Origin of the sequence: Chryseobacterium sp. JV558, from assembly GCF_033712365.1 — a bacterium.
Lineage (GTDB): Bacteria > Bacteroidota > Bacteroidia > Flavobacteriales > Weeksellaceae > Chryseobacterium.
Genome location: NZ_WJHU01000002.1, coordinates 497,004 through 521,853, shown reverse-complemented (window position 1 = coordinate 521,853; position 24,850 = coordinate 497,004). Strand labels below are relative to the sequence as shown.

At 34.3% G+C, this 24,850-nt stretch carries 23 protein-coding genes; 9 read left to right on the top strand and 14 right to left on the bottom strand.

From position 1 onward, the window contains the following. Positions 1–8 precede the first annotated feature (8 nt). Positions 9–1,616 carry a T9SS type A sorting domain-containing protein gene (locus GFU89_RS08110; protein WP_318846652.1) on the bottom strand — a complete coding sequence of 536 codons (1,608 nt, stop codon included), beginning with the start codon at positions 1,614–1,616 and terminating at the stop codon, positions 9–11. Between the two features lie 875 nt (positions 1,617–2,491). Between GFU89_RS08110 and GFU89_RS08105 the strand changes: the two genes are divergently transcribed. Together GFU89_RS08105 and GFU89_RS08100 are read left to right on the top strand one after the other, a co-directional pair. Next, the gene (locus GFU89_RS08105; RefSeq protein WP_318846651.1) at positions 2,492–3,175 is read left to right on the top strand and encodes a nucleotidyl transferase AbiEii/AbiGii toxin family protein; all 684 of its coding nucleotides are present in this window, start codon (positions 2,492–2,494) and stop codon (positions 3,173–3,175) included. A gap of 40 nt (positions 3,176–3,215) precedes the next feature. Further along, positions 3,216–3,527 (top strand): DUF6922 domain-containing protein, encoded by a 312-nt coding sequence (locus GFU89_RS08100; RefSeq protein ID WP_318846650.1) that lies wholly within the window; start codon positions 3,216–3,218, stop codon positions 3,525–3,527. A 556-nt stretch (positions 3,528–4,083) separates the two neighbouring features. Here GFU89_RS08100 and GFU89_RS08095 read toward each other — a convergent pair. From GFU89_RS08095 to katG, 9 genes are all read right to left on the bottom strand, one after another. Further along, positions 4,084–4,833, bottom strand: coding sequence for a DUF2625 domain-containing protein (locus tag GFU89_RS08095; RefSeq protein WP_318846649.1), 750 nt, complete (start codon positions 4,831–4,833; stop codon positions 4,084–4,086). 30 nt (positions 4,834–4,863) lie between these two features. Beyond that, positions 4,864–6,393, bottom strand: a complete 1,530-nt coding sequence (locus tag GFU89_RS08090; RefSeq protein WP_318846648.1) for an NUMOD4 domain-containing protein — start codon at positions 6,391–6,393, stop codon at positions 4,864–4,866. 321 nt (positions 6,394–6,714) lie between these two features. Continuing rightward, positions 6,715–7,089, bottom strand: a complete 375-nt coding sequence (locus GFU89_RS08085; RefSeq protein ID WP_318846647.1) for a hypothetical protein — start codon at positions 7,087–7,089, stop codon at positions 6,715–6,717. 197 nt (positions 7,090–7,286) lie between these two features. Then, positions 7,287–8,168, bottom strand: coding sequence for an Abi family protein (locus tag GFU89_RS08080; RefSeq protein WP_318846646.1), 882 nt, complete (start codon positions 8,166–8,168; stop codon positions 7,287–7,289). Positions 8,169–8,307: 139 nt separating this feature from the next. Further along, on the bottom strand, positions 8,308–9,255 hold the full coding sequence (locus tag GFU89_RS08075) for a hypothetical protein (RefSeq protein WP_318846645.1): 948 nt from the start codon (positions 9,253–9,255) through the stop codon (positions 8,308–8,310). Positions 9,256–9,347: 92 nt separating this feature from the next. Next, entirely contained in the window at positions 9,348–10,223 is an 876-nt protein-coding gene (locus tag GFU89_RS08070; RefSeq protein WP_318846644.1) for a hypothetical protein, read from the bottom strand. 73 nt (positions 10,224–10,296) lie between these two features. Further along, positions 10,297–10,902, bottom strand: coding sequence for a recombinase family protein (locus GFU89_RS08065; protein ID WP_318846643.1), 606 nt, complete (start codon positions 10,900–10,902; stop codon positions 10,297–10,299). Between the two features lie 300 nt (positions 10,903–11,202). Next, positions 11,203–11,721: a hypothetical protein gene (locus tag GFU89_RS08060; protein WP_318846642.1), complete on the bottom strand. Its 519-nt coding sequence runs from the start codon at positions 11,719–11,721 to the stop codon at positions 11,203–11,205. Positions 11,722–11,895: 174 nt separating this feature from the next. After that, complete coding sequence (katG, locus tag GFU89_RS08055) at positions 11,896–14,175, bottom strand: catalase/peroxidase HPI (RefSeq protein WP_318846641.1); 2,280 nt, start codon at positions 14,173–14,175, stop codon at positions 11,896–11,898. A 393-nt stretch (positions 14,176–14,568) separates the two neighbouring features. Between katG and GFU89_RS08050 the strand changes: the two genes are divergently transcribed. Both GFU89_RS08050 and GFU89_RS08045 read left to right on the top strand, forming a co-directional pair. Then, complete coding sequence (locus GFU89_RS08050; RefSeq protein ID WP_318846640.1) at positions 14,569–15,036, top strand: heme-binding domain-containing protein; 468 nt, start codon at positions 14,569–14,571, stop codon at positions 15,034–15,036. Between the two features lie 4 nt (positions 15,037–15,040). Further along, positions 15,041–15,451, top strand: a complete 411-nt coding sequence (locus tag GFU89_RS08045; protein ID WP_318846639.1) for a thiol-disulfide oxidoreductase DCC family protein — start codon at positions 15,041–15,043, stop codon at positions 15,449–15,451. A gap of 190 nt (positions 15,452–15,641) precedes the next feature. Here the strand turns inward: GFU89_RS08045 and GFU89_RS08040 are convergent, their stop codons facing one another. Then, the gene (locus GFU89_RS08040; RefSeq protein ID WP_318846638.1) at positions 15,642–17,081 is read right to left on the bottom strand and encodes an alpha-amylase; all 1,440 of its coding nucleotides are present in this window, start codon (positions 17,079–17,081) and stop codon (positions 15,642–15,644) included. A gap of 187 nt (positions 17,082–17,268) precedes the next feature. Between GFU89_RS08040 and GFU89_RS08035 the strand changes: the two genes are divergently transcribed. Together GFU89_RS08035 and murA are read left to right on the top strand one after the other, a co-directional pair. Then, positions 17,269–17,952: a DUF4290 domain-containing protein gene (locus tag GFU89_RS08035; RefSeq protein ID WP_318846637.1), complete on the top strand. Its 684-nt coding sequence runs from the start codon at positions 17,269–17,271 to the stop codon at positions 17,950–17,952. Continuing rightward, positions 17,952–19,259 (top strand): UDP-N-acetylglucosamine 1-carboxyvinyltransferase, encoded by a 1,308-nt coding sequence (gene murA / locus GFU89_RS08030; RefSeq protein ID WP_318846636.1) that lies wholly within the window; start codon positions 17,952–17,954, stop codon positions 19,257–19,259. Before GFU89_RS08035 ends, murA begins: the two co-directional genes overlap by 1 nt. A gap of 214 nt (positions 19,260–19,473) precedes the next feature. Here murA and GFU89_RS08025 read toward each other — a convergent pair whose 3' ends face one another. Beyond that, on the bottom strand, positions 19,474–19,785 hold the full coding sequence (locus GFU89_RS08025) for an NIL domain-containing protein (protein ID WP_047378941.1): 312 nt from the start codon (positions 19,783–19,785) through the stop codon (positions 19,474–19,476). 158 nt (positions 19,786–19,943) lie between these two features. Next, positions 19,944–20,618 carry a YiiX/YebB-like N1pC/P60 family cysteine hydrolase gene (locus tag GFU89_RS08020; protein WP_318846635.1) on the bottom strand — a complete coding sequence of 225 codons (675 nt, stop codon included), beginning with the start codon at positions 20,616–20,618 and terminating at the stop codon, positions 19,944–19,946. Between the two features lie 101 nt (positions 20,619–20,719). On the opposite strand from GFU89_RS08020, the gene GFU89_RS08015 reads away from it, so the two are divergent. After that, the gene (locus tag GFU89_RS08015; protein ID WP_318846634.1) at positions 20,720–21,421 is read left to right on the top strand and encodes a response regulator transcription factor; all 702 of its coding nucleotides are present in this window, start codon (positions 20,720–20,722) and stop codon (positions 21,419–21,421) included. 30 nt (positions 21,422–21,451) lie between these two features. Further along, a complete protein-coding gene (locus GFU89_RS08010) occupies positions 21,452–22,822 on the top strand; it encodes an ATP-binding protein (protein ID WP_318846633.1) in 1,371 nt (456 codons plus the stop codon). An 80-nt stretch (positions 22,823–22,902) separates the two neighbouring features. On the opposite strand, the gene GFU89_RS08005 is transcribed toward GFU89_RS08010, so the two are convergent. Beyond that, positions 22,903–23,754, bottom strand: a complete 852-nt coding sequence (locus tag GFU89_RS08005; protein WP_318846632.1) for a DMT family transporter — start codon at positions 23,752–23,754, stop codon at positions 22,903–22,905. A gap of 395 nt (positions 23,755–24,149) precedes the next feature. Here GFU89_RS08005 and GFU89_RS08000 point away from each other — a divergent pair, with 395 nt between their 5' ends. Continuing rightward, complete coding sequence (locus GFU89_RS08000; RefSeq protein ID WP_318846631.1) at positions 24,150–24,848, top strand: MgtC/SapB family protein; 699 nt, start codon at positions 24,150–24,152, stop codon at positions 24,846–24,848. The last annotated feature ends 2 nt before the right edge of the window (positions 24,849–24,850 follow it).

The following is a 24,850-nucleotide window of genomic DNA, read 5'->3' as shown; positions in this document are numbered from 1 at the left end:
AGTTGTGTCTATTTCTTGATTAGTTTAGCATTCGCCGTTTTATTATTATCAGTTTTTATCGTCACCAGATAAGCTCCCTGCACCAAAGCCTGAGTATTAATCTTAGTCACCTTGTTCTTCGTTTTTATACTCTGAAGCTGTCTTCCACTCATATCATACAAAAGAATATCAGCATCTTTAAAATCAAATCCAATTTCTACATATGCATAATCTGAGACAGGGTTTGGATAGATTTTGATATCGTATTTTTCTATTAACTGATCAACCTGCTTGTCTCCCAGCTTTACGATCTTCCAGTTTTCTTTACCCAGTTCTTCTGCACTGGTTCCAGCTAAAACAATCGAACCATCTCTGTTTAGTTTTAAATCTGAAAGTCTTTCTTCTTTTTGTCTAGATTCTCCTTTTAAGTGTTTTCTCCACTGTTCATTGCCATTCTGATCAAGGTATAACATCCAGAAAGTTTCATCATCGGTTTGTATTCTTCCTTCAGCCTGAGTATAACCACCTAATAGAATTCCTTTGGAAGATTTGTCATCTGCGGAATGAATTACGCTCATACCCATTAGGATATCTCTGTTTTTGAAATTGTAGGATTTCTGCCATTGTTCATCGCCTCTTTCATTTAAAGAAATCAGCCAAAGATCTGTTCCTTCTTCTAGTCCAACCGTTTTATTTCCTGATCTTTCGGATCTGGATTCTCCACCAACGATAAATCCGTTTGAAGTTAAAGCCAATGTTCTGATATGATCATCCCCTTTTCCTCCAAAGTTCTTTTCCCATTCTACTTTTCCGTTTTTATCGAGTTTTACTATCCAGTAGTCGCGTTCACCGAAATTGTCGCTTTGCTTTGAGGTTGCAGATCTGTCAGACGGAGTACTAGTATTGATCGTTGATTGCTGATGGGTTGTTTTAACAGCTCCGCTTCTGGAATAGATTCCCAGTAAGGCTCCGCCATCTTTCGTTGGAATCATCTTCTCCACTTCGTCTAAGCCTTTTCCTCCTAAGATTAATTGAGAAAGTTCTTTTCCGTCTTTATCCAGCCTCGTAATCAAGATGTCTTTGGAACCATAACCTTTTGAAGAATTCTGTACATTTCCAGCAACAAAGAATCCCAAATCTGTAGTTTGAATAATAGCTCTTGCTTCTTCATCGGAAGAACTTCCTAAGGTTTTCTGCCACAATTCATCTCCAAATTCATTGATTCTGATCAGCCAGATATCTGAGCCTCCTCTGGAATCCTCTTTTTTATCCAATCCTTTTCCTGAATAAGAGGTTCCAGCTAAGAGAAATCCACCATCCTGTGTGGTAACAGTAGCTGATAAATAATCATGGTTTGATCCTGAGAAGTATTTCTCCCAGACTTCATTTCCCTGCTGGTTTAGTTTTACCAAGTGGAAATCATAGCCATTGTTTTGCTTCTGGCTACCAGTCGCTTGCGATTGGCTTTTAGACTGTATAGAACTTCCTGTGATAAGGTATTGCTGATCGATTGTTGTAGTGATCTGGCTAAGAAAATCCTGGGTAGAGGATTTGATATCTTTCTGCCATACCACTTCCTGGGCAGAAATGCCCAAGACCGCGCATAGAGTACATGCACTGATATAGAATTTTTTCATTCCCGTGTTGTTGTTTTCTGAGTTAGTAATTAGTTTCTAAAACTTTGCGAATTTAACACTTTTTAAAACACCAAAATCATTTTAATGTGGCATTATGTAAATCATACTATTAATAATCAAATTCTATCTATTTATGTTTATTTTTATTCTACTATGATGTAAAAATATCCATCCACAACGACAAAACTTGTCGTATAATAATAAATTTTGACACTATGAAAAACAAGTACAAAAGGAAAAAACACAAAATTTATATATTTTATAATTAATATGTACTTGGAAAGGTAATTGAAGCAGAAAAACAGAAGGAAGAGTATTCAACTAATATTATTTCATCTACTTAAAAATTATCAATTAAATCAAATTCATAGATTCTAAAAACAAAATCATCCCAATTCAAAAGTCTCACAGAGCGAAGCAGCAACTTTGTTAGGACGTAAGGACTTTCAAAGTTGCGAATGAGCTCCTAACTTTTCCGCATAGTTGTAAAATCGCACGCATTTTAATAGACACTAGATCCATTCTTAAAACAGAATTTTAGGGACATTACTTTTTATAACCCAGGGGATACTAATCTTTTAAAAGTACAAATACAAGCCATCTACATATCGTAGGTTTTAAGGTATCCAACTAAAAGACAGATTATATAAAATTTAAGAGTCAATTGAAAGAACAAACTATGCTAAAATTTAAGTTGACTGCATCAGTATCCTGTAGTAACTACAACAGAAAATTTGTAAGTCCAATTATTAATATCTCCATCAATGAAAAGCTGATAATTTAGATTTTTATTGATAATCAAGCCAAATAGTTCCTTGCAATGCCATTGTACAGACATACCTCATTTTCAGGATTAATTTTCTGAAAAATGAAATATGTTACATAAAGAAACTGTTAGTAAGGAGATGTGGGAACTCTTGCAAAAACTTATGAAAGATGAAATGTTAAAAGATTTCACTTTGGTAGGCGGTACGGCTTTAGCCTTAAAATTAGGGCATAGATTATCTGTAGATATTGATTTGTTTACTACAAGGGATTTTGACTCATACGCCTTAATACGCCATTTACAAAAAGAATACGAAGCGACTAACGAAATTGTTTTTGAGAATACCGTAATGACCTATATTAAAGATATAAAAGTTGATCTTTTAGCTCATAAATATCCTATCATAACAATGGATAAAATCTCAGAAAATATAAGAATGATTTCTAATGACGACATTGGTGCTATGAAACTTCACGCAATATTTCAAAGTGGAGAAAGATTAAAGGATTTCGTAGATATGTATTTTCTTCTTGAAGAAAAACCTCTACAGTCATATTTAAATAGCTACCAAGCGAAATACAACGGAAATTCAAATTTAGCAGCACACTCATTAGTTTATTTTGATGGGATTAGAAAAGAATACGATGTTTCAATGGTTCACGGAAAAGAGCACAAATGGAAAACAATGCAAGAAAGACTTAAGGAAGCTGTACTAAATCCTAATGTAAAATTTAGAAATTCAGCTGAAAAAAAAGTTGTTCTAAAAAACAAAGGAAAAGGATTTAGAAGGTGATTTTGTTGTAGTAACGAGATAAAATCGTTATATTTAAAGTATGGGATTAAAGAGAAAAGTCGTGCCAAAAATACATCCAAAATTCTTTTGGGATACCAATTTTAGGAAACTTGATTGGGAGAAAGCATATATCCCTATTATTTCTCGAATTATAGAAAGAGGAGGACAAAATGAGATTGATCAAATTATAGAATACTACGGTCGTGAAAAAGTTGTAAATACAATTAGAGGTGAAATTCATTTTCTCCCTAATTATGCAATCAGTAGAGCTGTAGAATTTTTTCCGGAAATGAAAAAAGAAGAGATGTACTGCTATCTAAACAGAAAAGATAAAACTTATCATTGGATTTAGTTAGATACTATTGATTTCGTACTAAAACTTTAACTCCTACAATATTGTGGAGAAATAAATTCTCAAAATAAAAATTGAAAAGCACTAGGTATTGGTCGGTTAAAATTAATTTCTTTTCCTGATAAAAAATGCAAGAAGTCCGCTTTTAGTGGACTTCTTGCATTTCTAATAATTGTATTAGAAATGGCAAACTACGAGTTAATTATAACTATCGAAAAACTCGTAGTGCGGATTCGCAATTTTGAAAAGTTATTCTTCCTAACAAATTTTCAAATCTTCTCTTAAATTCTACATGTAGCTATTAAAATTGTATGTATTTTAAATTGATTTTTAAGAAAATCTTTTATTATTGTACCTTGCTTGGTTTTTAGTAATTGCTTAGGTATGGCAGAAAACGAAGCTATCTACATACCAAAATTTTAGGTGTTCAACTGAAAGGCGAACTTCTAAAATTTTAAGATTTAGCTTTTATGTAGTTATTTAGATTTATAATGGTGGGCTATGTAAGAATATCACTTAAACTTTACATTTTAAAATTCTTATTGGTAATAGTTTTTTATTTCTCCAAATCAAGTCCAAGCTGTTTTCTGAACTCAAGAGTTAATTTATAATGTTCTTCGATTGGAACTTCTTTTCTGGATACTTTATTTATATCTTTACCTTGTTCAGACCATAAGTAAGGAAAAAAACTAAAAACTTTATCACCTTCAAGTTTTAATAGATCTAATTTCCAATTTGCCCATCTGTACCCTTCATAAAATTTATCAAGATTATTATTAAAACAAAAATTCAAAAAATCAGTGTATGAAAGATCAAGCGGTTCATATTCCAAATTATCAGGGCCTAAATAATAAACTTTTCCCAAATCGTTGCCAAGTCCGCCTCCATTAAGAATAAAAAAACCACCCATCGCATCATCAGCAATTAAAAGATAGGGGGTCGGATGCCCAAAATCCTTAAACCCTTTTCCTTTATTCCATTCCGGCAAGGACCTTCTCAACTTATCACTACCCGAACCAAGAATTCTAATCCATCCATTGTCAACTAAAAGTCCACCTGTCATGTATACAATTGCACCCATTGGAGAACGGGTTGTAACTTGAATTTTATATAGAGCATCCTTTGCTTTGCTTGTGTCGACTGGCAATATTTCCACTTTGTTTTTAGCAGAATCTATCCATCCTTTTACAAGTTGCCAACCGGGGTCTGTATTGTTTATTAATTCATCAATAGAACGCATTTTCGTTTGTCCATAAGTTGTTAATGAGAATAAGGAAAATATGATAATTGCCAAAATTTTTGTCATGTTGGACCGCTATTTGAGATTTATTCAGTTCTATTTTACTTTCTCGGTTATTACATCGAACTTTTCCATCAATAGTAGCTTATAAAGTTCATGGACTTCGTTCCAATCATTAGCTTGATATTGTGTTTGTTGTTTTTCAAAAATTACAAATAGTGATAAATCTTTATTTACTTCAATTACATTTTCATCATCGGTCATAACTGAAACCCAAAATGCTCCATGTTCGTCATCCATTAATTGAATGTCTGATATAGCTTGTACTATATCCTTTTCATCAATATTGTCTTTTTGATAGCCATCTGCATATTGAATGTAATTTTCTGTCATATTATCGTTTTTTGAGATTTTATTTTTATATCTGGGATGAAAACCATGTCTATTATAATTTCTATATTTTTCCTTCAGCACATAATTAGCCGGATGCAGCGAGAGTTTTGAAATATCAATATCCCATAGTGGATCACTTTCATTTACGACCATCAAATTTCTGTCTGATAAATCAAATTCTTCTACAAAACAACAATAGAGCAATTTACTCATTACAACCCGAACATATTTCCCTGCATTACTTAATGTACATGATAGAGAGTACGTTTTTTTACTATTAATAATCAATTTTTGAGATAATATTTTTTCCTGCAAAAACATAACCCTTCCTTTTGAAATCCATCTACTTAACCGTTTTACTCTACCTTTATTAGATATGACAAATCGAGATTCAAAACCGGAAATGGGAACCGGAACCCAGTACTCTCCAAGAATATCTTTAACTGACAAATTAAAACATGATGGTGGATTCTTTTTATCAATTTTGGGTTTACCCAGCTTCTCCCAAAGATACTTGTTAAATAAACCATTTGAGATATCTGAAGTTTTGACCATGTAAAAATCCTCTTTTTTCGGAGGATTATCTCGCAAAAACCATCGAAATGTTCCTGACGTTAAGTTGGTTTTATTTATAACGTCCATAATACTTTCGCAAGCAATACCCAATTTTTCTTCCACTTCATATATACTTTCAAAACTCGCAATAAATTCTCCTTCTACAGTATATTGACTGACAGGCTTCATGTAATCAACATGCAAGTTTCTTGATCGATCCTTGCGAAAGGTAGTAAGACGTTTCTCTTTGACTGAAATTTTATCTAAATTACTGCTATGCTTATTAAATACGTTATTATCTTTATACGAAATCACAAAAGAGCGATCCTCGACATCAAACTTTTCAACAAAATGATAATACACCAACCGAGCAACAGATCTTGTATACTTACGACCATCCAAAGATAATCCGCAGTGCACATTATAAACATCGGCTTTCAGATAATTATTATACTGTTTGGTAAAAAGCAACTTCCGGATCTTTTCGGTGACCCAATGTTCTTTTCCTAATGATACATGAGAAAGACGGCTCAGGCTTTTCACTCTTCCATAATTGGATATTTCATAATTCTCAAAACCTTCAATCGGCTTCCATTGTTCATCAGGAAGGTTTTCTAACGAATGGTTATAGAGAACATCTTTTACGTATTCATCCTCTAGTTCATGTGGCAGTTTCATAAAATAAAATTACAAAGTATCCCTTAATCTTTTACTTCATTGTTTTTTGAGATTTTGCTAATACATTCGTTGTAAAACTTGTAGATTTTCAATGTAAATAGTTTCTATTATTCCATTCGAACTATTATTAAATTTAAATGTTTCGTTTGCATTATCGTATTCTCCTTCATATACTCCAGAAAATCCTTCTCCTCTTTCATTTACTAAGTATATAAATTCGCCGCATTTTAGTTCTAGCTCTCTAAAAGTATATATGTTCATATTTTATTATTTAATTTAAATTTTCATACATCGTTTTTGGAGATTTATTTTATAATAAATTTAAAATTCGTCTAATGTAGAACGTTCTTCCGGAACTGCATCTCCAATTATTTCAATTTCTTCATTTTCTAAATTAACTTTATACTCAACCACTATATAATCTATATCATCTTCGTCAATGTCTTTACAGCCACTAAAAAAGTTTATGTTGTAGCTTATTTGGAGTTCATTAGAATTTCCAGTTAATTCAATTTGGTTGATAGATTCCGCTATCCACCCATCTTTTTGATATCTACAGAGAAATGTAACCAAATCATCTGAATCCTCTAGCTCTTTTATTAATTCTGAATATTTTGATTCATCATTCTCCCTCCAAAGGGAAATCACATCGCTTGATAGTTCAATATTTACTGTTTCGTTATTTTTTTGATTCATCGTTTTTTGAGATTTTTAGTTACATAATAATTTTGAAAAAATGTGGATGCTATAATACTTTCATAACTTAAAAAAATATATTCAGAACAAATAAGTAATAAAAAAAGCCTCAGATAGTATCTAAGGCTGTTTATTTTTTTTGAGTGCACCACGAATGCAAATGATTAATGGGACACTATTATAGCACAAATATACAACTATTTTTTAATTATATAACTATATCCCAACTTTTTTTCAATAATATCTTTTATAACAGGATTACCTTCAAACTTCTTAAATAATTCATCTAATTTATTTTCAAGTTCATTCTTTCGAGTATTCGAAATATTATTTAGTAGATAAAGTAATGCTTTTATTGCTGAATCTAGACTATGACTGTAATCATTGTTAAATGGTATATTTGGAATACCAGCTACACCTTCATCAATATGTAAATCATATATCACACCACTATGTGCACAACTATTGCGGACAAAAACTAAAGTATCTAAAAAATTTTGAAGCCTATCGGGTTTTTTCATTGAATATTGTAATGAGACTTTTTTCCTTACATCTTGATCGATAATATGCTCATATATTTTTACTATTGATCCAAATGTATAGTATTCGAAAGTTTTCCAACAGGGTGCATAACTATCTTCTGGATACTTTATGTGATGTTTACTAATTTGAATATTTTTTGTCTTAAAATTTTTGTTGTAGTGTGCTTTTATATCTTTCAAATATTCATTTGACATTATAGAAGGATCTGTGTACCAAATCGCATTATTATCATAATGCATAGAAACCCAATATATTAGATTAGTTCTGAAGTGTAATTCTAATCTATTTATATATTTGATTAGTAGGTATCTTAAATCTACATCTAAATAATATAGATCAATAACTGTAGAAAACTTAGTTCCTTTTACGAAGTTATGATTTTCATCAGCCTCAAAAGGATGCCAATAAAATCCTAATCGATAGTACCCGATATCTAATAAAATTTCCTTGATTTTTACTTCTCCTAAGTCTAAATCCATACCTCTTTCAAAAAGCTTTTTGATTTGGTCTTCTATACTGGTTGCTTTACCTGCCATTATATTAAAGCTAAATTATTATGTTTTTTTATATATGCTAGTTTTGTATGCATAAATACAAATTATTGCATAAATACTATGATTATAATATGGCTTTTTTATCGTTTTTTGAGATTATTATAAATAATTTTTACTGTAATTAGAATGAGATATTTGGTAATGATTGGTTTATCACTTCTCTAATTTTGTCAGCAGCAACACTGCTTGCGATACCTTTAATAGCATTAAATGCCGATTTTATAAGCTTAGGAGACTCGCCTTTCTCAAGTTGCAATTTTATTTTTGAAATTTCAAATGCGATATCATCCCTATCAACTTCTACATCTTTAGATAATTCTTCTACCTTTTCGGTAAGTTCTAAAATCTGTTTCTTAAAATCATCTGAAAAGCCAAAATGATTATTACTACCTCCTAGAATATTAGAATCTTTAATATTTGCAGTTGAGTTTTCGGTTATATATACTCCTGTATTTATAGTGTGGTTTACAATTTGAGATATTTCTTCTTTTTTTTCCATTATGTTAAAGTTTATTTCATTTTCGAATACTGTTTCATTTAATTCTAAAAACATATCTAAAAGCTTTGCATTAGCTTTGCTGATAATATTTAGAAAATACTCACGAGAGATAATTTTATTTATGTTACTAATTTCGCAATTCTGTAAAATTTTCTGCTGTATAAGTAGCTTCTCATATTGTGTTAAGCTCAGATGTATATTCCCTTTATTTTCAGTTAAAATCCGATCTATAGAAAACACAGTTTGCCTGACTGGAATATGTGCTATTTCTTTATAGTTTTCTATTCCGAGATTAATAATAGGAACTTCAAAATTCGAATATTGTAGAATTCTACCAAATCCTTGATGATGTAAGAAACTTGCAATAATACTTGACATTTTTACATTTCGATAATCTGGAATTTCGGATTCTTCAGCGTAACCATATATAAATTCATTATCAATCCAAATTTTAAATTCTTCATTTTTTAAAAGTTTTGAAATAACTTGAAGTTTTGGTACTATTGACGAAATCGGTTCATTATTTGCTAACTGATAAATTACACTTTCTATTAATTTTTTTATATTCATATTCTTTAGATTATCGTGTTTTTAGATTTTTATAAATATTCCCTTAATAAGGTTTTAGGCTAAGCAAAAATCTATTAATTTCTTTGGTATTGTTATCCTTCTATTCTTTTTGTTGCAATCCAGCCGTATACTCTACTTGATATTAAATTTGAAATTTCGATCATACCGATCACAGCTTCTATCTTAGATTGGTAAGAAACATTATTATCTATTTTGCCAATAAATGTTCTAAGTGTTCTTTCTTTTTCAGAAGATAAAGTTGTTGCATTCATTATATGTTTGTTACTGAAATGAACAAACCCTGATGTCTCATTATATACGTTTTCTATCCATGAAAATTCTGCTGTAGCTTTTTCCTTAAGATATGCATCGGTCATTTTTTTTCCATCTCTATCTCTAATATTTCTGACGGCAACTCCTTCCCAAACATCTTTGGCAAAATCATGTGGATTATCTACTAACCACGAAGCTGAAAGCCTTAAATAATTATCAAGATGTGGTCTGACCAAGTGCAGAGCACCAATAAAGTTTACAGATCTAAGTAAAGTATCAAAACCATAAATGAGAGAAAGGCTTCTATTTAAAATTCCTGCAATAAAGTAATCTAGTGGATATGTACCTTTACCACTTGTCATCATACATTCACTTAGTTTCTGAAATTTCTTTTCAAAATATTGAAGCTTTAACATATACTCCTGTAGGCAGTTTATAAGTATCTTTTCATCATCAGTATCTGGAATAGAAAGTGCCTTTTCATTTAAATATGCCCAATATGTTCTAGAAGATAATGTAATTACATGACAATCATTTCCTACAAACCATCCTACCTCCCCCGAATCTTCATGTACTATCAATGAACCAACTCTACAATTATTAATTAAGTCTTCAGTAGGTTCTTTAGCAAGTAAAACGGGTTCTTCGGCTTCAGGTCGAAGCCCATCATTTATACTGTTCCAATTAATCGACATTTTACAATTTACTTTTTAATATATTTAGTATTCAAAAATATATTCTTACTACGCAATCTATTGGCGTATCTTATTATTTTTTAATTGCCATTTTCTTAATTTCATTATCTGTATGATTGTCAAGAACTTTTGCATATCGGTAAAAGGTTGCCCTCGTTAGTCCAAGTGGTTTATAAATATCTTCAGGTGACTTTGTTGGATCTTTATAAACCAACCGCATAACTAATAATTTAGAAATTGTTTTATCTGTATATCCCTTTGGTCTCCCTCCGGTTCTTCCTCTTGCTCTTGCGGATTGCAAACCGGCATTAGTTCTTTCTCTTATTAATTCTCTTTCATATTCAGCCAAAGAAGCCATAATATTGAGAAAAAGCCTTCCACTCATAGTTGAAGTGTCTACACCGTCTGAAATGCCTTTTATAACAATTCCCTTACCACTTAAATCTAATACTAAATCAATAATATGTTTTAAGCTTCTACCCATTCTATCTAATCTCCAAACATAAACTTCATCGCCATTTCTTAAATGAGCTATCATACTTTCAAGTTCGGGGCGATTCTTTGTTGCACCTGAAATTTTCTCCTGATAAATTTTTTCGCAACCAGCTTTTTCTAAAGCTTCAATTTGTAAATCTAAATTTTGGTCTTTAGTTGAAACGCGTGCATATCCAATTTTCATATTTTGTTACATTAAACTCATACTTCGTAAATTTATGAAACTTTGATTGATGATACGAGATTTTGAGAAAATAAATTCAAAATTTAGATTAGAAAATTTACATCGTTTCAAATCTCAAAATACCACCGAATATAATGGCAAATCAGTTAGAATAATACTATAATTACGAATGTGTTTTTATGATGTAAGCTTTGATAGAACTATAAGGTCGTCAACTATTTGGTTCGACATTTGTTCGCTTTTGACTACAAACCATCCTTTTTAAGGATGGTTTTTGTTTTTATATATCTATAATTATATCTAGTCCTGATTTGAAATAGGAGATAATACCAGTTGTAAAGAATTAACATAATCGTTATCAAAATAAATGGCCCGTATTTCTTTATACAGAAAAGATTCTACTAACAACCAATTGGCCTTGGGACTCAGTAATCTTGCTTTGAATGAATGTTCTTTAACAAGATCAATTTTACCAATATAACATTTATCGGGATATTTAAGCTCAATTTGAATAAGCTCGACTTTAGATTTCATATCCGATAGTAATCTTATACTATCATCAATATTTAGTTCAATACTTTTTGCAGTAATCGCTCCTTTTAATCTCAATATATTTTCTTTAAAATTGTGATCATCCGATCTTTCAATGCTTTTAACATATCTCCGGCTGATCAGTACAAAACCATCCACCACATAATCTACAGGAATATATTTTATATAGCACCAATTATCTGATATATCAACCAATATACCATCAAATACCTTTTTATTTTTTAAGGTAATCAAAACAACCGTATTGATAAGTTCTTTTGTTTTCATCTCTTTTTTAACCTTTCTCATTAACGGTATTCAAATTTACAAACTCTATAAAGAATGGTCATTTATAAATATAATGATTAATACATTTGTGATAAAATATCTGTATTACCAATATTTCGATATACAAAAAAAGACAGCATTACTGCTGTCTTTTCCATTTTTCATTTTTATTTATTAAACCAGATCAAACCTATCCAGATTCATCACTTTCGTCCACGCTGTTACAAAGTCTTTTACAAATTTTCCTTGTGCATCGCTACTTCCATATACCTCAGCGATTGCTCTTAGCTCAGAATTGGATCCGAAAACAAGATCCGCACGGGTTGCTGTCCATTTTGGCTGGCCGGTTGAGCGATCAGTTCCCATATAAAGTTGTTTGTCATCTGACATTGCTTTCCATTGCGTTCCCATATCTAAAAGATTTACGAAGAAATCATTGGTAAGAACTCCCGGGCGGCTGGTAAATACACCATGTTTTGAACCGTCAAAGTTCGTATCCAAAGCACGCATTCCTCCTACTAATACTGTTAACTCAGGAGCTGTAAGACTCAACAATTGGGCTTTATCTATTAATAAAGATTCTGTAGACACTGTGAATCTTCTTTTCAGGTAATTACGGAATCCATCGGCAATAGGTTCAAGATATCCCATAGATTCTACATCCGTCTGTTCCTGAGAAGCATCCATTCTTCCCGGAGCAAAAGGAACTTTCACATCCTGTCCGGCATTTCTTGCGGCAGCTTCTACCGCGGCATTACCTGCCAAAACAATCAGGTCTGCTAAGGAGATTTTCTTACCTCCATTCTGAGAGTCATTGAATTCTTTTTGAATTCCTTCCAGTACGTTTAATACCTTATTCAATTGAGAAGGATTATTTACTTCCCAGCTTCTTTGAGGTTCCAGTCTGATTCTCGCTCCATTGGCACCACCACGCTTATCACTTCCTCTAAAAGTAGAAGCAGAAGCCCAGGCTGTAGATATTAGCTCAGCATTGCTTAATCCTGAATTTAAAACTTTTGATTTCAAAGTTTCCACATCATTTCCGTCAACCAATTCATGATTTACTTCCGGAATAGGATCCTGCCAAATTAATTCTTCCTGTGGAACATCAGATCCCAGATAACGGGCACGCGGTCCCATATCTCTATGGGTCAATTTAAACCATGCTCTTGCAAAAGCATCTGCAAAGGCATCAGGATTTTCGTAAAAATATCTTGAAATTTTTTCGTAAACAGGATCCAGCCTCAATGAAAGGTCTGTTGTAAGCATTGTTGGTTTATGCTTTTTGTCAGCATCAAATGCATCAGGAATAATATCTGCCCCATCTTTTGCTACCCATTGGTGAGCTCCGGCAGGGCTTTTTGTCAATTCCCATTCATTTTCAAAAAGGTTTTTAAAGAAGTAATTGCTCCATTGAGTCGGAGTTTCTGTCCAGGTCACTTCCAGACCACTGGAAATAGCATCTCTACCGCTTCCTGATTTATAACTGCTTGACCATCCTAATCCCTGTTGTTCAATTCCTGCTCCTTCAGGTTCTTTACCTACATGGTCTGCAGGACCTGCTCCGTGGGTTTTACCGAAAGTGTGTCCTCCTGCAATCAAAGCAACTGTTTCTTCATCGTTCATCGCCATACGGCCGAAAGTATCACGGATATCTTTAGCGGCAGCAATAGGATCTGGATTTCCGTCCGGACCTTCAGGGTTTACATAAATAAGTCCCATCTGTACAGCTGCCAATGGATTTTCTAGATTTCTTGAATGAATATCTCCGTCTGCATTATCATCGGTAGGAAGAACTGCTGACTGTCCTTCTGCTACTCCTTCCGAACCATGAGCATAACGTAAATCACCTCCCAGCCATGTTTTCTCAGATCCCCAATATATATCGGAATCCGGTTCCCAAACATCTGCACGGCCACCAGCAAATCCAAATGTTTTAAAGCCCATAGATTCAAGAGCAATATTTCCGGTAAGAATCAAAAGGTCTGCCCAGGAGATATTTCTTCCATATTTCTGCTTGATAGGCCATAGTAATCTTCTTGCTTTATCAAGACTTACGTTATCCGGCCAGCTGTTTAACGGTGCAAAACGCTGTTGCCCAGCTCCTGCTCCACCTCTACCATCTCCTACTCTATAGGTTCCGGCACTGTGCCAGGCCATACGGATAAATAAGGGTCCGTAATGACCGAAATCTGCCGGCCACCAGTCCTGGGAATCTGTCATCAATGCATGAAGGTCTTGTTTTACCGCTTCCAGATCCAGGCTTTCAAATGCTTTGGCATAGTCAAAATCCTTGTCCATAGGATCAGAAAGGGAAGAATGCTGGCGCAGAAGATCTACTCTAAGCTGATCCGGCCACCAATCAGAATTCTGGGTTCCGCCACCTGCTACACTCTTCTTCATTGTTCCATTATGAAACGGGCATTTGCTGATGTCATTCAAATCTTTTTCCATTTTCGTTTATTTTATATTGATTAATACAGTTTAAGTTCTCTGTTGTAAGAATATGACAAACCTACAACGTTTAAGTAATAAATACAATCTATTAATTTTTATTTCAACGATAGTTAAAAACTATAAACATGTATTTCCGACAGCATCAGAATTAAGACAAAATTGTGGTATTAAGGTAGTCATTTTTCAGATTAACTTAAATAAAAACAGAAGGATAGCGCTCAATTTAGAATTACTCAACGTAACAGGACTTCAAAAAAGGTGAAATTAGTAGTAAGATACAATTCGATAGTAAATGGAAAAATTTTAAACAATGGAACCATTTTCAAATTCAATTCTATGTAAAAAATAATTTAGTTAACTTTATCATTATCAAACATGAATACTATCTCTATGAAAAAAATAATCATTGTCGTGCTTGTTGCTTTTATCATCATTCAGTTTTTTCCAATTGATAAGACAAATCCTCCTCCTACTCCAGGCATGGATTTTCTAAAGATAAAAAACACTCCGGAGAAAATTGCCCATACCATCAAAACTTCATGTTACGACTGTCATTCCAATGAAACTGCATATCCTTGGTATACCAATATTTCCCCAGCTTCATGGTGGGTGAAAAATCATATAAATGAAGGCAGGAAACATCTTAATTTTTCTACCTTTGCAGTATATGAGCCTAAAAGACAGCTTCATAAACTTGAAGAATGTATAGAAATGGTGGAGAAAAAAGAAATGCCGCTTGAGTCTTATTATTTAGGACATCAGAATGCCAAATTATCAGATGAACAGCGAGCAGAACTTGTCCAATACTTCAAAAAGGTAAAAGAAGATACGGAGAGAGGGATCATGTTTAATAAATAATATCGTGGAAAACTGGGAAAATAAACATATTGTGTTTTTTGACGGAGATTGCGGAGTCTGTAATTTCTGGGTGCAGTGGATTTTGGAGCGGGATAAGAAGGATAAGTTTATGTTTGCTTCTCTTCAGTCTGAATTCGGACAGCAATTTTTATCCGAAAGAGGATTGGAAACAAATATCTTCAATACGATGTACCTATGGAAACCGGGACGATATTATCAGATCAAATCACGGGCTGTACTGGAAATCGCTAACTTATTGGGAGGAGTGTATAAACTTTCCTTTATTGGAAAAATCCTGCCTGCATTTTTAAGTGACAAGGTGTATGATGTCATTTCCCGAAACAGAATGAAACTGGCTAACCAGAAGTGTTATTTGCCGGATCAGCACCAGAAGAAAAAGTTTATTCAGGTGTAATCGTATCTTACAGAAAATTTCTTTCAGTTATTATAAAATATCATTCCGTAAGAATTTCTTGCAACACATTAAATTAATAGGTTGTGTAGATTCCTACGGAATGACAAGCTTAGTGGATAATAACAAGCTGGGATTGTTTATAAAAACTAATTTTCACCCTACTCATTACTCATTACCTATTATTCATTACTTATAAATTCAGCGACCACACAGAATAAGAATTTGGCGGACATTGGATTTTCACCCATTTATCTCCCTGAGTCGTCGGATACCAGCCTGAACTTCCGGTAAAGTCTTTGATCTGCTGGCTGCTCCAATTGGTTTCTACCCATCTTTCCTGCCAGCTTGATGATGTATTGATATAAACAACCAATCCTGGATTTCCATTGTACCCGTTTCGTCTTGCAATATATTCATCATTATCAGTGTAGAGAATAGAAGTTGTTCCGGTAGCTTTATTATTATGAATCCAGATCAGATTGTTCAGTCTTTCTTTGTTTAACCATTCTTCATAATCCCTGTAAAAAATGGTAGGATAGCCTTCGTGGGTCAAGATATAGGCATAGGCTGGCATTTTATTGTTAATGATATCCGTGTCGTGATTGGCTACAAAAGTGACTGCTTTGTATGGATTTCTTTTCCACATCATATCATCATTCAGAACGTTTAAATTCCCGTTATCAAAAGCCTCATCCATTTTATAATAAGCAGCAAAATCAAATACGGAACTGTTTGCATTATTTGCCCACCATTCCAGCGTATTTACGTTAGAATCCCATAATTCACCAACGGAGAATCCACCTACTTTAGAATTCCAGGTATTAACGACCCAAGGGCCAAAACCTTTAACATAATCGAACCTCCAGCCATCAAATTTCATTACATTTTTATAATATTTGGCGACAGAATCATCTCTTCCCCAAAGCCAGTCCTGAACATGAGGATTAGCATGAGAAAGATCTGGAAATCCACCAAAAGCCCCTTCATCATTATTTCCGTAGGCATTTTTATAAAAATCATTGTAGTTTCTCTGAAATTTTCCAGAAGCAACGCCTGAGAAATCAGTCCATGTATTGGTTCCGGTAAAAGGATTGGCTTCGGATTGTCCGCCGCTATTATGATTGATCACAATATCTGCGTATACCTGCATACTTTCAGCATGTGCTTTTGTAATCAGTGCTTCAAGCTCAGTTCGTGATCCAAAACGGGTTTCCACACTTCCATTCTGATTAAAATTTCCAAAATCATAATAATCTGTAGGATCATATCCCATAGAGTAAGCTCCGTTCTGCGCTTTTGAAGCGGGAGGCAGCCATACGGCACCAATTCCGGCATCAGACCAGGCTGTTAATTTATCTTTAACGGTATTCCACCAGTTGCCTCCTTCAGGAACATCCCAGTAAAAGCCTTGCATCAGAACTCCACCACCAGGACCCGCTATAAATTTACCCTGCATAGACGCGAATTCATTTCCTGTACTGAAAGGACGGCCATCATGATGAGTTACATTCACTGTTTTGTTGTGAACTTCTTCCTGCCTGGAAGGTTCCGTAATCAATTCATCTGTGTTCTGACAAGATCCGGCTAACGCTAAAGCCAATAGGGAAAGGAAAAAATATGTTTTTTTCATCGTAATAATTAATTATCAATCTATTAAACAAGGTACAATTTTATTGAAAACAAATTCAAATGAAAGGGAAATATTTTAATTTTCACTAATAAATCAAGAAGAAAGTAATTTAAAATTTTCATTAAAAAATCATAATTTTTTAAGATTCTGGAAGTCATTTTTCTTTTAATCCATATATTTGCATACTATGGAATACAATACCCAAAAAACTCAGCTTAATATGCCAGAATATGGCAGAATAATACAACAGTTGGTTGAGCGCTGCAAAGAACTTCCTACCAAAGAGGAAAGGAACGAAATGGCTATGGCAATCATCGATTTTATGGGTCAGAGAAACCCACAACTTCGCGACGAGGAAAATTATAAACATAAACTTTGGGACCATCTTTATATTCTTGCTAATCATGATCTGGATGTAGATTCTCCATATCCGTTCCCTACTCCAGAACAATTGGCAGAAAAACCTAAAAGAATGGAATATCCAAAACTTCAGGGTGACTTTAAGTTTTACGGAAAAAGTATTCTTCAATTGATAGAAAAAGCAATTGAACTGGAAGCGGGTGATGAAAAAGAAGCCCTTATCGAGGTAATTGCCAACAATATGAAGAAGTCTTATAATGTCTATAATAAAGAACATGTGACGGATGATGTTATCTTCCGCCACCTGAAAGAACTGTCTGAAAACAGGTTGGATCTTACGGGAATAGATTCTCTTGAAAAAAGTAAAATCTATTACACCAGCAATAACAACAACCGAAATAATAACAATAACAACAATAGAAACAGCAACAACAGCAATAATAAGAACAATAATAACAACAACCAGCCCAATAAAAGAAGGCATAATAACAATCATAAAAACAGAAAATAATGAGTGGAACATTTCAGATACGAGGAGGAAAAAGATTGCAGGGTGAAATAACTCCACAAGGAGCCAAGAATGAGGCTCTACAGATTTTATGTGCTGTTCTTCTGACTGACGAAGAAGTAAGAATCAAAAATATCCCGGATATTCATGATGTCAACAGGCTGATTGAAATTCTTGGGGATTTTGGAGTAAAAATTACTAAAAACGGACAGGGAGATTATACTTTCAAAGCTGATCAGGTAAATTTTGATTACGTAAAATCTAATGAGTTCAAAAAGGACGGAGCAAAATTACGTGGATCTATTATGCTGATGGGACCAATGCTGGCTCGTTATGGAGAAGCTTATATGCCAACTCCGGGAGGTGACAAAATCGGAAGAAGAAGACTGGATACTCACTTTCAGGGGCTTGTTGAACTGGGTGCTGAATTCCATTATGATGAAGAGGAATATTTCTATTCTTTAAAGGCTAAAGAATTAAGGGGAAAGTTCATCCTTTTGGAAGAGGCTTCTGTAACAGGAACGGCTAATATTGTAATGGCGGCTGCTTTAGCAAAAGGAAAAACAAGAATTTACAACGCTGCGTGTGAACCTTATCTTCAGCAATTATGTAAAATGCTGAACAGAATGGGAGCCAATATCTCAGGAATCGGGTCTAACCTTGTTACGATTGAAGGAGTAGATTATCTGAGAGGAACGGAGCATACTATGCTTCCGGATATGGTAGAAATCGGATCCTGGATTGGTCTTGCAGCCATGACAAAATCTGAAATTACCATTAAAAATGTAAACTGGAACCAGCTTGGTGTGATCCCGAATACCTTCAGAAAATTAGGAATTGAGCTTGAGCAAAGTGGTGATGACATCTATATTCCTGCTCAGGAACATTATAAAATCCAGAAATTTATTGACGGGTCTATCCTTACGATTTCGGATGCTCCATGGCCAGGATTTACACCGGATTTATTATCTATTATTTTGGTGGTAGCTACTCAGGCAAAAGGAAGTATTCTGGTTCATCAGAAAATGTTTGAATCCAGACTATTCTTCGTTGATAAATTAATTGACATGGGAGCTCAGATTATTTTATGTGATCCGCACAGAGCTACGGTAATCGGACTGAACCAGGAAGCTCCGTTAAGAGGAACAACGATGGTTTCCCCGGATATCAGAGCTGGAAATGCACTTCTTATTGCTGCACTTTCCGCAGAAGGAAAATCTATTATCCACAACATCGAGCAAATCGACAGAGGATACGAAAATATCGATGGAAGACTGAAAGCAATTGGTGCCGATATCGAAAGAATTTAAAATTATTTTATTTAATACGAAAGCGTTCAGAGTACTCTGAGCGCTTTTTTGTTTTACCACCCCGTCAAAAATTCTTTGAATTTTTGCCACCCCTCCAGAGAAAGGGAATTTTGTCCCGGCTAATGATTGTTCTTTAATCTACTTTTAGTGTAAAATAAAAAGTGCCCGATAAAAAACCGGACACTTTGAGTAATTAAAACTATATGAATCTCACTTAAAAATACTTTCTGCAGATATACTCCACCGTCGTATTCATAAGTTTATTTTTATTCAGATAGATCTCAAGCTGCTGAAAATCTTCTGAACTGACATTAATATATAACTGGACGGAACCAAAACTATATCCGTTCACATACTCCACATTAGCAGATAACACTCTATGACAGATGCCCAATTGATTGTAGATGGTATTCATTAAATGTTCAAATTTCATTTTGCCATTCAACTCTATTTCCAATAACAATTCTTTTTTAGGCAGGTTTATTTTATTTTGTAAAACCTGCAGGCCCGGATTAGGTGTAATCATCGCTAAACATTTTTTGGTTAAACTTCTCAGATCATATTGCTCTTTGCATGTAAATCTGTGACAAAAATATAAAAAAATATTAGTCCACCAAATTAGTAGACTAATATTTTTAAAACTTTAACATAAAAAAAAGAAGCCTCTTCAGCTTCTCTCTTATTTTAAAGTTTATTTATTCTTTCCAGTTTCTCAGAACCTGCCAGTCCATTGGGATTACAACCAGGCTCTCCTTCAGGAACTTTCAGATTTTTTTTGGTATAAAATTCTTCCCAGAATGCATTTGTTTTTCCTGTTTTGGGATCAATGAACGTCATGGGTTCCAATTTGAAAATATGTTCTTCCCGAAAAGCCCTTTCCACAAAATCTGAACAGTAATATGAGTTTTCGTCCAGGATATAATTGAAGTTGTAAGGTTTTCCAAGCATAGACTCTGCCTTTTTAACAGCTTCAGGAATAGTTTTCTGATATTCCGGTTTTAATCGGTAAACAATCACCTCCTGCCCTTCTTTTTTCTGATCTTTAATAAAATCGTTCAAATCCTGCTTTTGAGAACCCCCTTTAGGAGCAGCGTGCAGAACAAACATCCTGTTCCCTTCTTTTTCAAGAATCCCTATGTGATCAAATGAAGCTGTCTTTTGTTTTTGAGTAACATTATTGATCGCTCCGGAAAGCCCGGATTCTTTTGCGGTTACAAAAAGCAGATCTCCATTTTTGAGTTGCACATTACCGGTATAGGCAGGATTACACTGAACCAACAGCATCATGAAACAGGACAAAAGCCCTGCAACAATAATTTCTTTAATTTTTTTGCTAAAAAACATTTTAAATTCTGACATTCTATTCTACTTTCGGCACCAAAATTACAAAATAGAATTCATTACATTTGTGGGAATATTGATCTATTCTTCACACCAACCCAAACATTTCCAACATTCTTATGCCACATATTTTATTAGTTGAAGACGATGACAGGCTTTCAAAACTGATTGCAAAAGGATTTCAGGAAGCTGAATTTGAGGTTACCATGGCATATGACGGAACCACAGGTTTGAAACTGGCTTTGCAGACGAATTTCGATCTGGTAGTCACAGATATTGTCATGCCTAAAAAAAACGGTCTTGAATTTTGTAATGAGATCAAAGCATTAAAACCCAATCTTCCCGTGATTATGCTGACAGCATTGGGAACCACTGATGATAAACTGGAAGGATTTGATGCCGGAGCTGATGATTATCTTACCAAACCTTTTGAAATGCGGGAACTGGTAGCAAGAATCAAAGTACTTCTGAAGCGCTTTTCACAACAGAGACAGCAGAAAGTTTTCATTCTTAAATATGAAGGAATTGAAATAAATCTGGAACAGAAAACGGTGAGCAGAGACCATACCCCAATCAAACTGACTCCGAAAGAATTTAATCTTTTAAAATTCATGCTGGAAAACTCAGAAAGAGTGCTTTCACGAAGTGAAATTGCAGAGAAAGTATGGGAAACCCACTTTGATACGGGAACCAATTTCATTGATGTATACATTAATTATCTCCGAAAGAAAATTGATAAAGATTTTGAAGTCAAGCTAATTCACACCAAAGCCGGCATGGGATTTATTCTGAAAAAAGACTACGAATCCGGTCTTGTATAGAAATCATTGAGATGAACTAAAAATATCCGGATGAAAATAAGAACCCGACTTACGCTGCTTTTCACCTTAATTACTGCAATGCTTTTAAGTGTTTACAGCATCTCGATTTATTATTCATCCAAAGAAGCCAGAGAGAAATCTTATTACAGTGAACTTCAAAACGAAGCAATTGCCAAGGCTGATTTATTTTTCCGAAGCTCGCTGCCTGAGCAGGAAATGCACAAACTTTATAAAAACAATACCAGAACCCTCAATGAAGTTCAGGTAGCAATTTATGATAGTAGTAAGCAGCTTATTTATCATGACGATGCCAAGGTAGATTATGTAAAAGAGACTCCAAAAATGCTTTCTCAGATATTCCAGAAAAAGAGAATCAATTTCTTTTTAAACGATTTACAGGTTATTGGAATGGTGTATCATTATGAAGGAAAAACTTACGCTGTAACCGCTGCATCTTATGATAAATACGGGTATGACTATCTTACACACCTTCTTACCATCAGTATCATTTCGTTCTTTAGTATTTTAATATTGATTTATCTCGCTGGGATATTTCTTTCTAAAAAAGCATTGAGCCCGCTCAGTGAAATGGTCAATCAGATTAAAAAGATAACCGCCGGAAAACTACAGTTACGACTGAAAACAACGAAGGAAAAAGACGAACTTAATGAGTTAGCTCAAAACTTCAACGGAATGCTGGAAAGGCTTGAGAACTCATTTGATTCACAGAAACATTTTGTTTCCAATATTTCACATGAACTAAGGACACCGTTATCTGCAATTATTACCGAACTGGAACTGGCTTCAGAAAAGGATAAAACCAAAGAAGAATACCAGGAAACCATTCAATATGCATTGGAAGACGCACGCAATATGGTAAAACTTTCCAATAGCTTAATGGATCTTGCCAAAGCAAGCTACGATCCCAATGAAATCAGTTTTTCTGAAGTTCGCCTTGATGAAGTTCTTCTGGAATCTTATACCAAAACCATAAGAGAAAATTCAGGATACAAAGTTTCACTCAATATCGAAGATTCGGTAGAAGAGCCTCAGCTTATCATTCAGGGCAACGAATATCTTTTACAGGTTGCATTTAACAATCTTATTGATAATGCCAGTAAATATTCGCCAGAACATATTTGCTCAATAGATGTCAGAGTCCATTCCAAGATTCTTTTGATTAGTTTTACCAATACAGGAAATAGTATTAGGCAGGAAGATTTACAGCATATTTTTGAACCTTTTTACAGAAGCGAAACATCAAAACTGGAGAAAGGACATGGCATAGGCTTATTCCTCACCAAGAAAATTATTTCACTCCACAATGCAAAGATTACTGTGGCATCAGATAATAACGAGACTATTTTTACATTACTATTTGATATTAATTTAACACGGTAATAGTCCTTCATTCAAATTGATGTTATCCTTAACTTTTCTTAAAACCTTCATTAACTTAATGGTTTAAAAATTTCATTCCTCTACTCGTGAGAAAGAGATTTTTTATTGAAAACAGTAGTTCCTATACTCGCACCAATCACGCATGCAATAGAAATCCATTGCAGAAAAGATAATTCTTCTGAAAGAAAAACCAACCCCGAAAATGCTGCAAATGCTGGTTCCAGACTCATCAGAATACTGAAAGTCTTGGCAGAAAGTTCTTTCAATGCCATCATTTCCAACGAAAATGGCAAAGCACTTGAGAGAATAGCCACACCCAGCCCTTTTATAAAAATATTCGGGGTAAGATTGAAAACTGCTCCATCCCATATGGTAAAAGGAATAATCACAAGACTCGCGAAGATCATCCCGATAGTCACCTCATCTTTTCCATCCATTATTTTGGAAACTTTGCCACCCATTACAATATACACAGCCCAGAACATTCCCGCCAGAAAAGCAAGTCCAAGCCCTGTCAAATCAATATGATCACTCTGCCACGGAACAATCAGCAGGATTCCAACACAAGCCAGTAATGCCCAGATAACATCCAGCAATTTCCGGGACAACGCCAGTGCGAGAAATAAAGGTCCTGCAAATTCCACTGTGACTGCCAGTCCTAATGGAATTCTTTGAATCGCCATATAAAAAATAAGATTCACCGCAGCCAAACATATTCCGTATATCGCGCAGTACTTCCATTTTTGGCTGTCAAACTGTAAGAATTTCGGACGGTTAATCAACGTAAGCAGAACAGCTGAAAGTATAATCCGTAAGATTACAGTACCAATAGCCCCAATGGCAGGAAAAAGCTGTTTAGCAATCGAAGCTCCTCCCTGTACACATATGATTGCCAACAATGTAGCAGGTATCGCTATGTTTGATTTTTTCATTTCTACAATTTATAATTCAAAAGATTTTGGAAAGAAGTTTCCGGGATTAAATAAGCCGTTATTTTTATGATAAATCATAAAATTCATCATGTAAAATAGTCTGTCTCCAAAGGTATTGAAATTTTACTTTTTAATATGGATACAGTTTTCATTTATTAACAGACCCAATAAATGATGAGGTACGATTCTGAACAGGCATCACTTTTTTCTAATGATTTTCTAATAATATTCTAAAGCTTTTCTAACGGTAAAAGAAAGCGCTCATTTCTACTTTTGCACAGTAAAAAATAAAGCATATGGACTCAGATCCTTACAGTAATTATCAATCTTAAAAGCTTTAGTTGTACTCACTTTTCCCATACAGCTGAAAAGCTTCATAAAAAACAGGAAAAGTTATGAATACATTAGAATTTACACTCCGTCTCCTTACCGCATTTGCCCTGGGTGCCAGCATTGGTTTTGAAAGACAATGGCGCCAAAAAAGTGCAGGTCTCCGTACCAATACCCTTGTATGTCTTGGCTCTGCAGCATTTGTTCTTCTTTCCATCAGGATTGGAGGTGATGCTACAGGCAGAATAGCCTCTTATATTGTAAGCGGAATTGGCTTCTTGGGCGGAGGTGTCATTATGAAAGATGGTCTTACCGTGAGAGGACTCAATACAGCGGCTACTATTTGGTGTTCTGCCTCTGTAGGAGCTCTCAGTGCTATAGGACTTGCTTTTGAGGCTGCTATTACCAGCGGATTTATTATTCTCACTCATATCATTCTCCGTCCTTTAGGCGTAAAACTGGGTAACAATATCAACACCAGAAATCATTATACCGAATATCTTCTCAGCATCAAGTGCAAAAGTGAAGTGGAAAATCATATCCGTGTACAACTGATGCAGTCTTTAAGCGGGAATGATAAAGTATTACTGAAATCTCTCACCAGCGATGACAACAGCGTTCCGGAAAATGCCATCATTACAGCAGAAGTTCATGCTTCTACTTCACAGGACAGCTTTATGGAAAAAACAGCCAGCAGACTGACTATTGAAGACAAAGTCATCAAAGTAAGCTGGGAAATAATAGGTACCGAAAACGATTTATAACA

What these genes read in the sequence shown, in the direction of transcription:
- GFU89_RS08025 (WP_047378941.1), bottom strand. Translation starts at nt 19,785, where the DNA reads ATGATTACACCTAATCCGGGCCTGCAGGTTTTACAAAATAAAATAAAC.
- GFU89_RS08000 (WP_318846631.1), top strand. Translation starts at nt 24,150, where the DNA reads ATGAATACATTAGAATTTACACTCCGTCTCCTTACCGCATTTGCCCTG.
- GFU89_RS08110 (WP_318846652.1), bottom strand. Translation starts at nt 1,616, where the DNA reads ATGAAAAAATTCTATATCAGTGCATGTACTCTATGCGCGGTCTTGGGC.
- GFU89_RS08095 (WP_318846649.1), bottom strand. Translation starts at nt 4,833, where the DNA reads ATGACAAAAATTTTGGCAATTATCATATTTTCCTTATTCTCATTAACA.
- GFU89_RS08090 (WP_318846648.1), bottom strand. Translation starts at nt 6,393, where the DNA reads ATGAAACTGCCACATGAACTAGAGGATGAATACGTAAAAGATGTTCTC.
- GFU89_RS08065 (WP_318846643.1), bottom strand. Translation starts at nt 10,902, where the DNA reads ATGAAAATTGGATATGCACGCGTTTCAACTAAAGACCAAAATTTAGAT.
- GFU89_RS08070 (WP_318846644.1), bottom strand. Translation starts at nt 10,223, where the DNA reads ATGTCGATTAATTGGAACAGTATAAATGATGGGCTTCGACCTGAAGCC.
- GFU89_RS08035 (WP_318846637.1), top strand. Translation starts at nt 17,269, where the DNA reads ATGGAATACAATACCCAAAAAACTCAGCTTAATATGCCAGAATATGGC.
- GFU89_RS08050 (WP_318846640.1), top strand. Translation starts at nt 14,569, where the DNA reads ATGAAAAAAATAATCATTGTCGTGCTTGTTGCTTTTATCATCATTCAG.
- GFU89_RS08010 (WP_318846633.1), top strand. Translation starts at nt 21,452, where the DNA reads ATGAAAATAAGAACCCGACTTACGCTGCTTTTCACCTTAATTACTGCA.
- GFU89_RS08085 (WP_318846647.1), bottom strand. Translation starts at nt 7,089, where the DNA reads ATGAATCAAAAAAATAACGAAACAGTAAATATTGAACTATCAAGCGAT.
- GFU89_RS08040 (WP_318846638.1), bottom strand. Translation starts at nt 17,081, where the DNA reads ATGAAAAAAACATATTTTTTCCTTTCCCTATTGGCTTTAGCGTTAGCC.
- GFU89_RS08005 (WP_318846632.1), bottom strand. Translation starts at nt 23,754, where the DNA reads ATGAAAAAATCAAACATAGCGATACCTGCTACATTGTTGGCAATCATA.
- murA (WP_318846636.1), top strand. Translation starts at nt 17,952, where the DNA reads ATGAGTGGAACATTTCAGATACGAGGAGGAAAAAGATTGCAGGGTGAA.
- katG (WP_318846641.1), bottom strand. Translation starts at nt 14,175, where the DNA reads ATGGAAAAAGATTTGAATGACATCAGCAAATGCCCGTTTCATAATGGA.
- GFU89_RS08020 (WP_318846635.1), bottom strand. Translation starts at nt 20,618, where the DNA reads ATGTCAGAATTTAAAATGTTTTTTAGCAAAAAAATTAAAGAAATTATT.
- GFU89_RS08015 (WP_318846634.1), top strand. Translation starts at nt 20,720, where the DNA reads ATGCCACATATTTTATTAGTTGAAGACGATGACAGGCTTTCAAAACTG.
- GFU89_RS08105 (WP_318846651.1), top strand. Translation starts at nt 2,492, where the DNA reads ATGTTACATAAAGAAACTGTTAGTAAGGAGATGTGGGAACTCTTGCAA.
- GFU89_RS08060 (WP_318846642.1), bottom strand. Translation starts at nt 11,721, where the DNA reads ATGAAAACAAAAGAACTTATCAATACGGTTGTTTTGATTACCTTAAAA.
- GFU89_RS08080 (WP_318846646.1), bottom strand. Translation starts at nt 8,168, where the DNA reads ATGGCAGGTAAAGCAACCAGTATAGAAGACCAAATCAAAAAGCTTTTT.
- GFU89_RS08075 (WP_318846645.1), bottom strand. Translation starts at nt 9,255, where the DNA reads ATGAATATAAAAAAATTAATAGAAAGTGTAATTTATCAGTTAGCAAAT.
- GFU89_RS08100 (WP_318846650.1), top strand. Translation starts at nt 3,216, where the DNA reads ATGGGATTAAAGAGAAAAGTCGTGCCAAAAATACATCCAAAATTCTTT.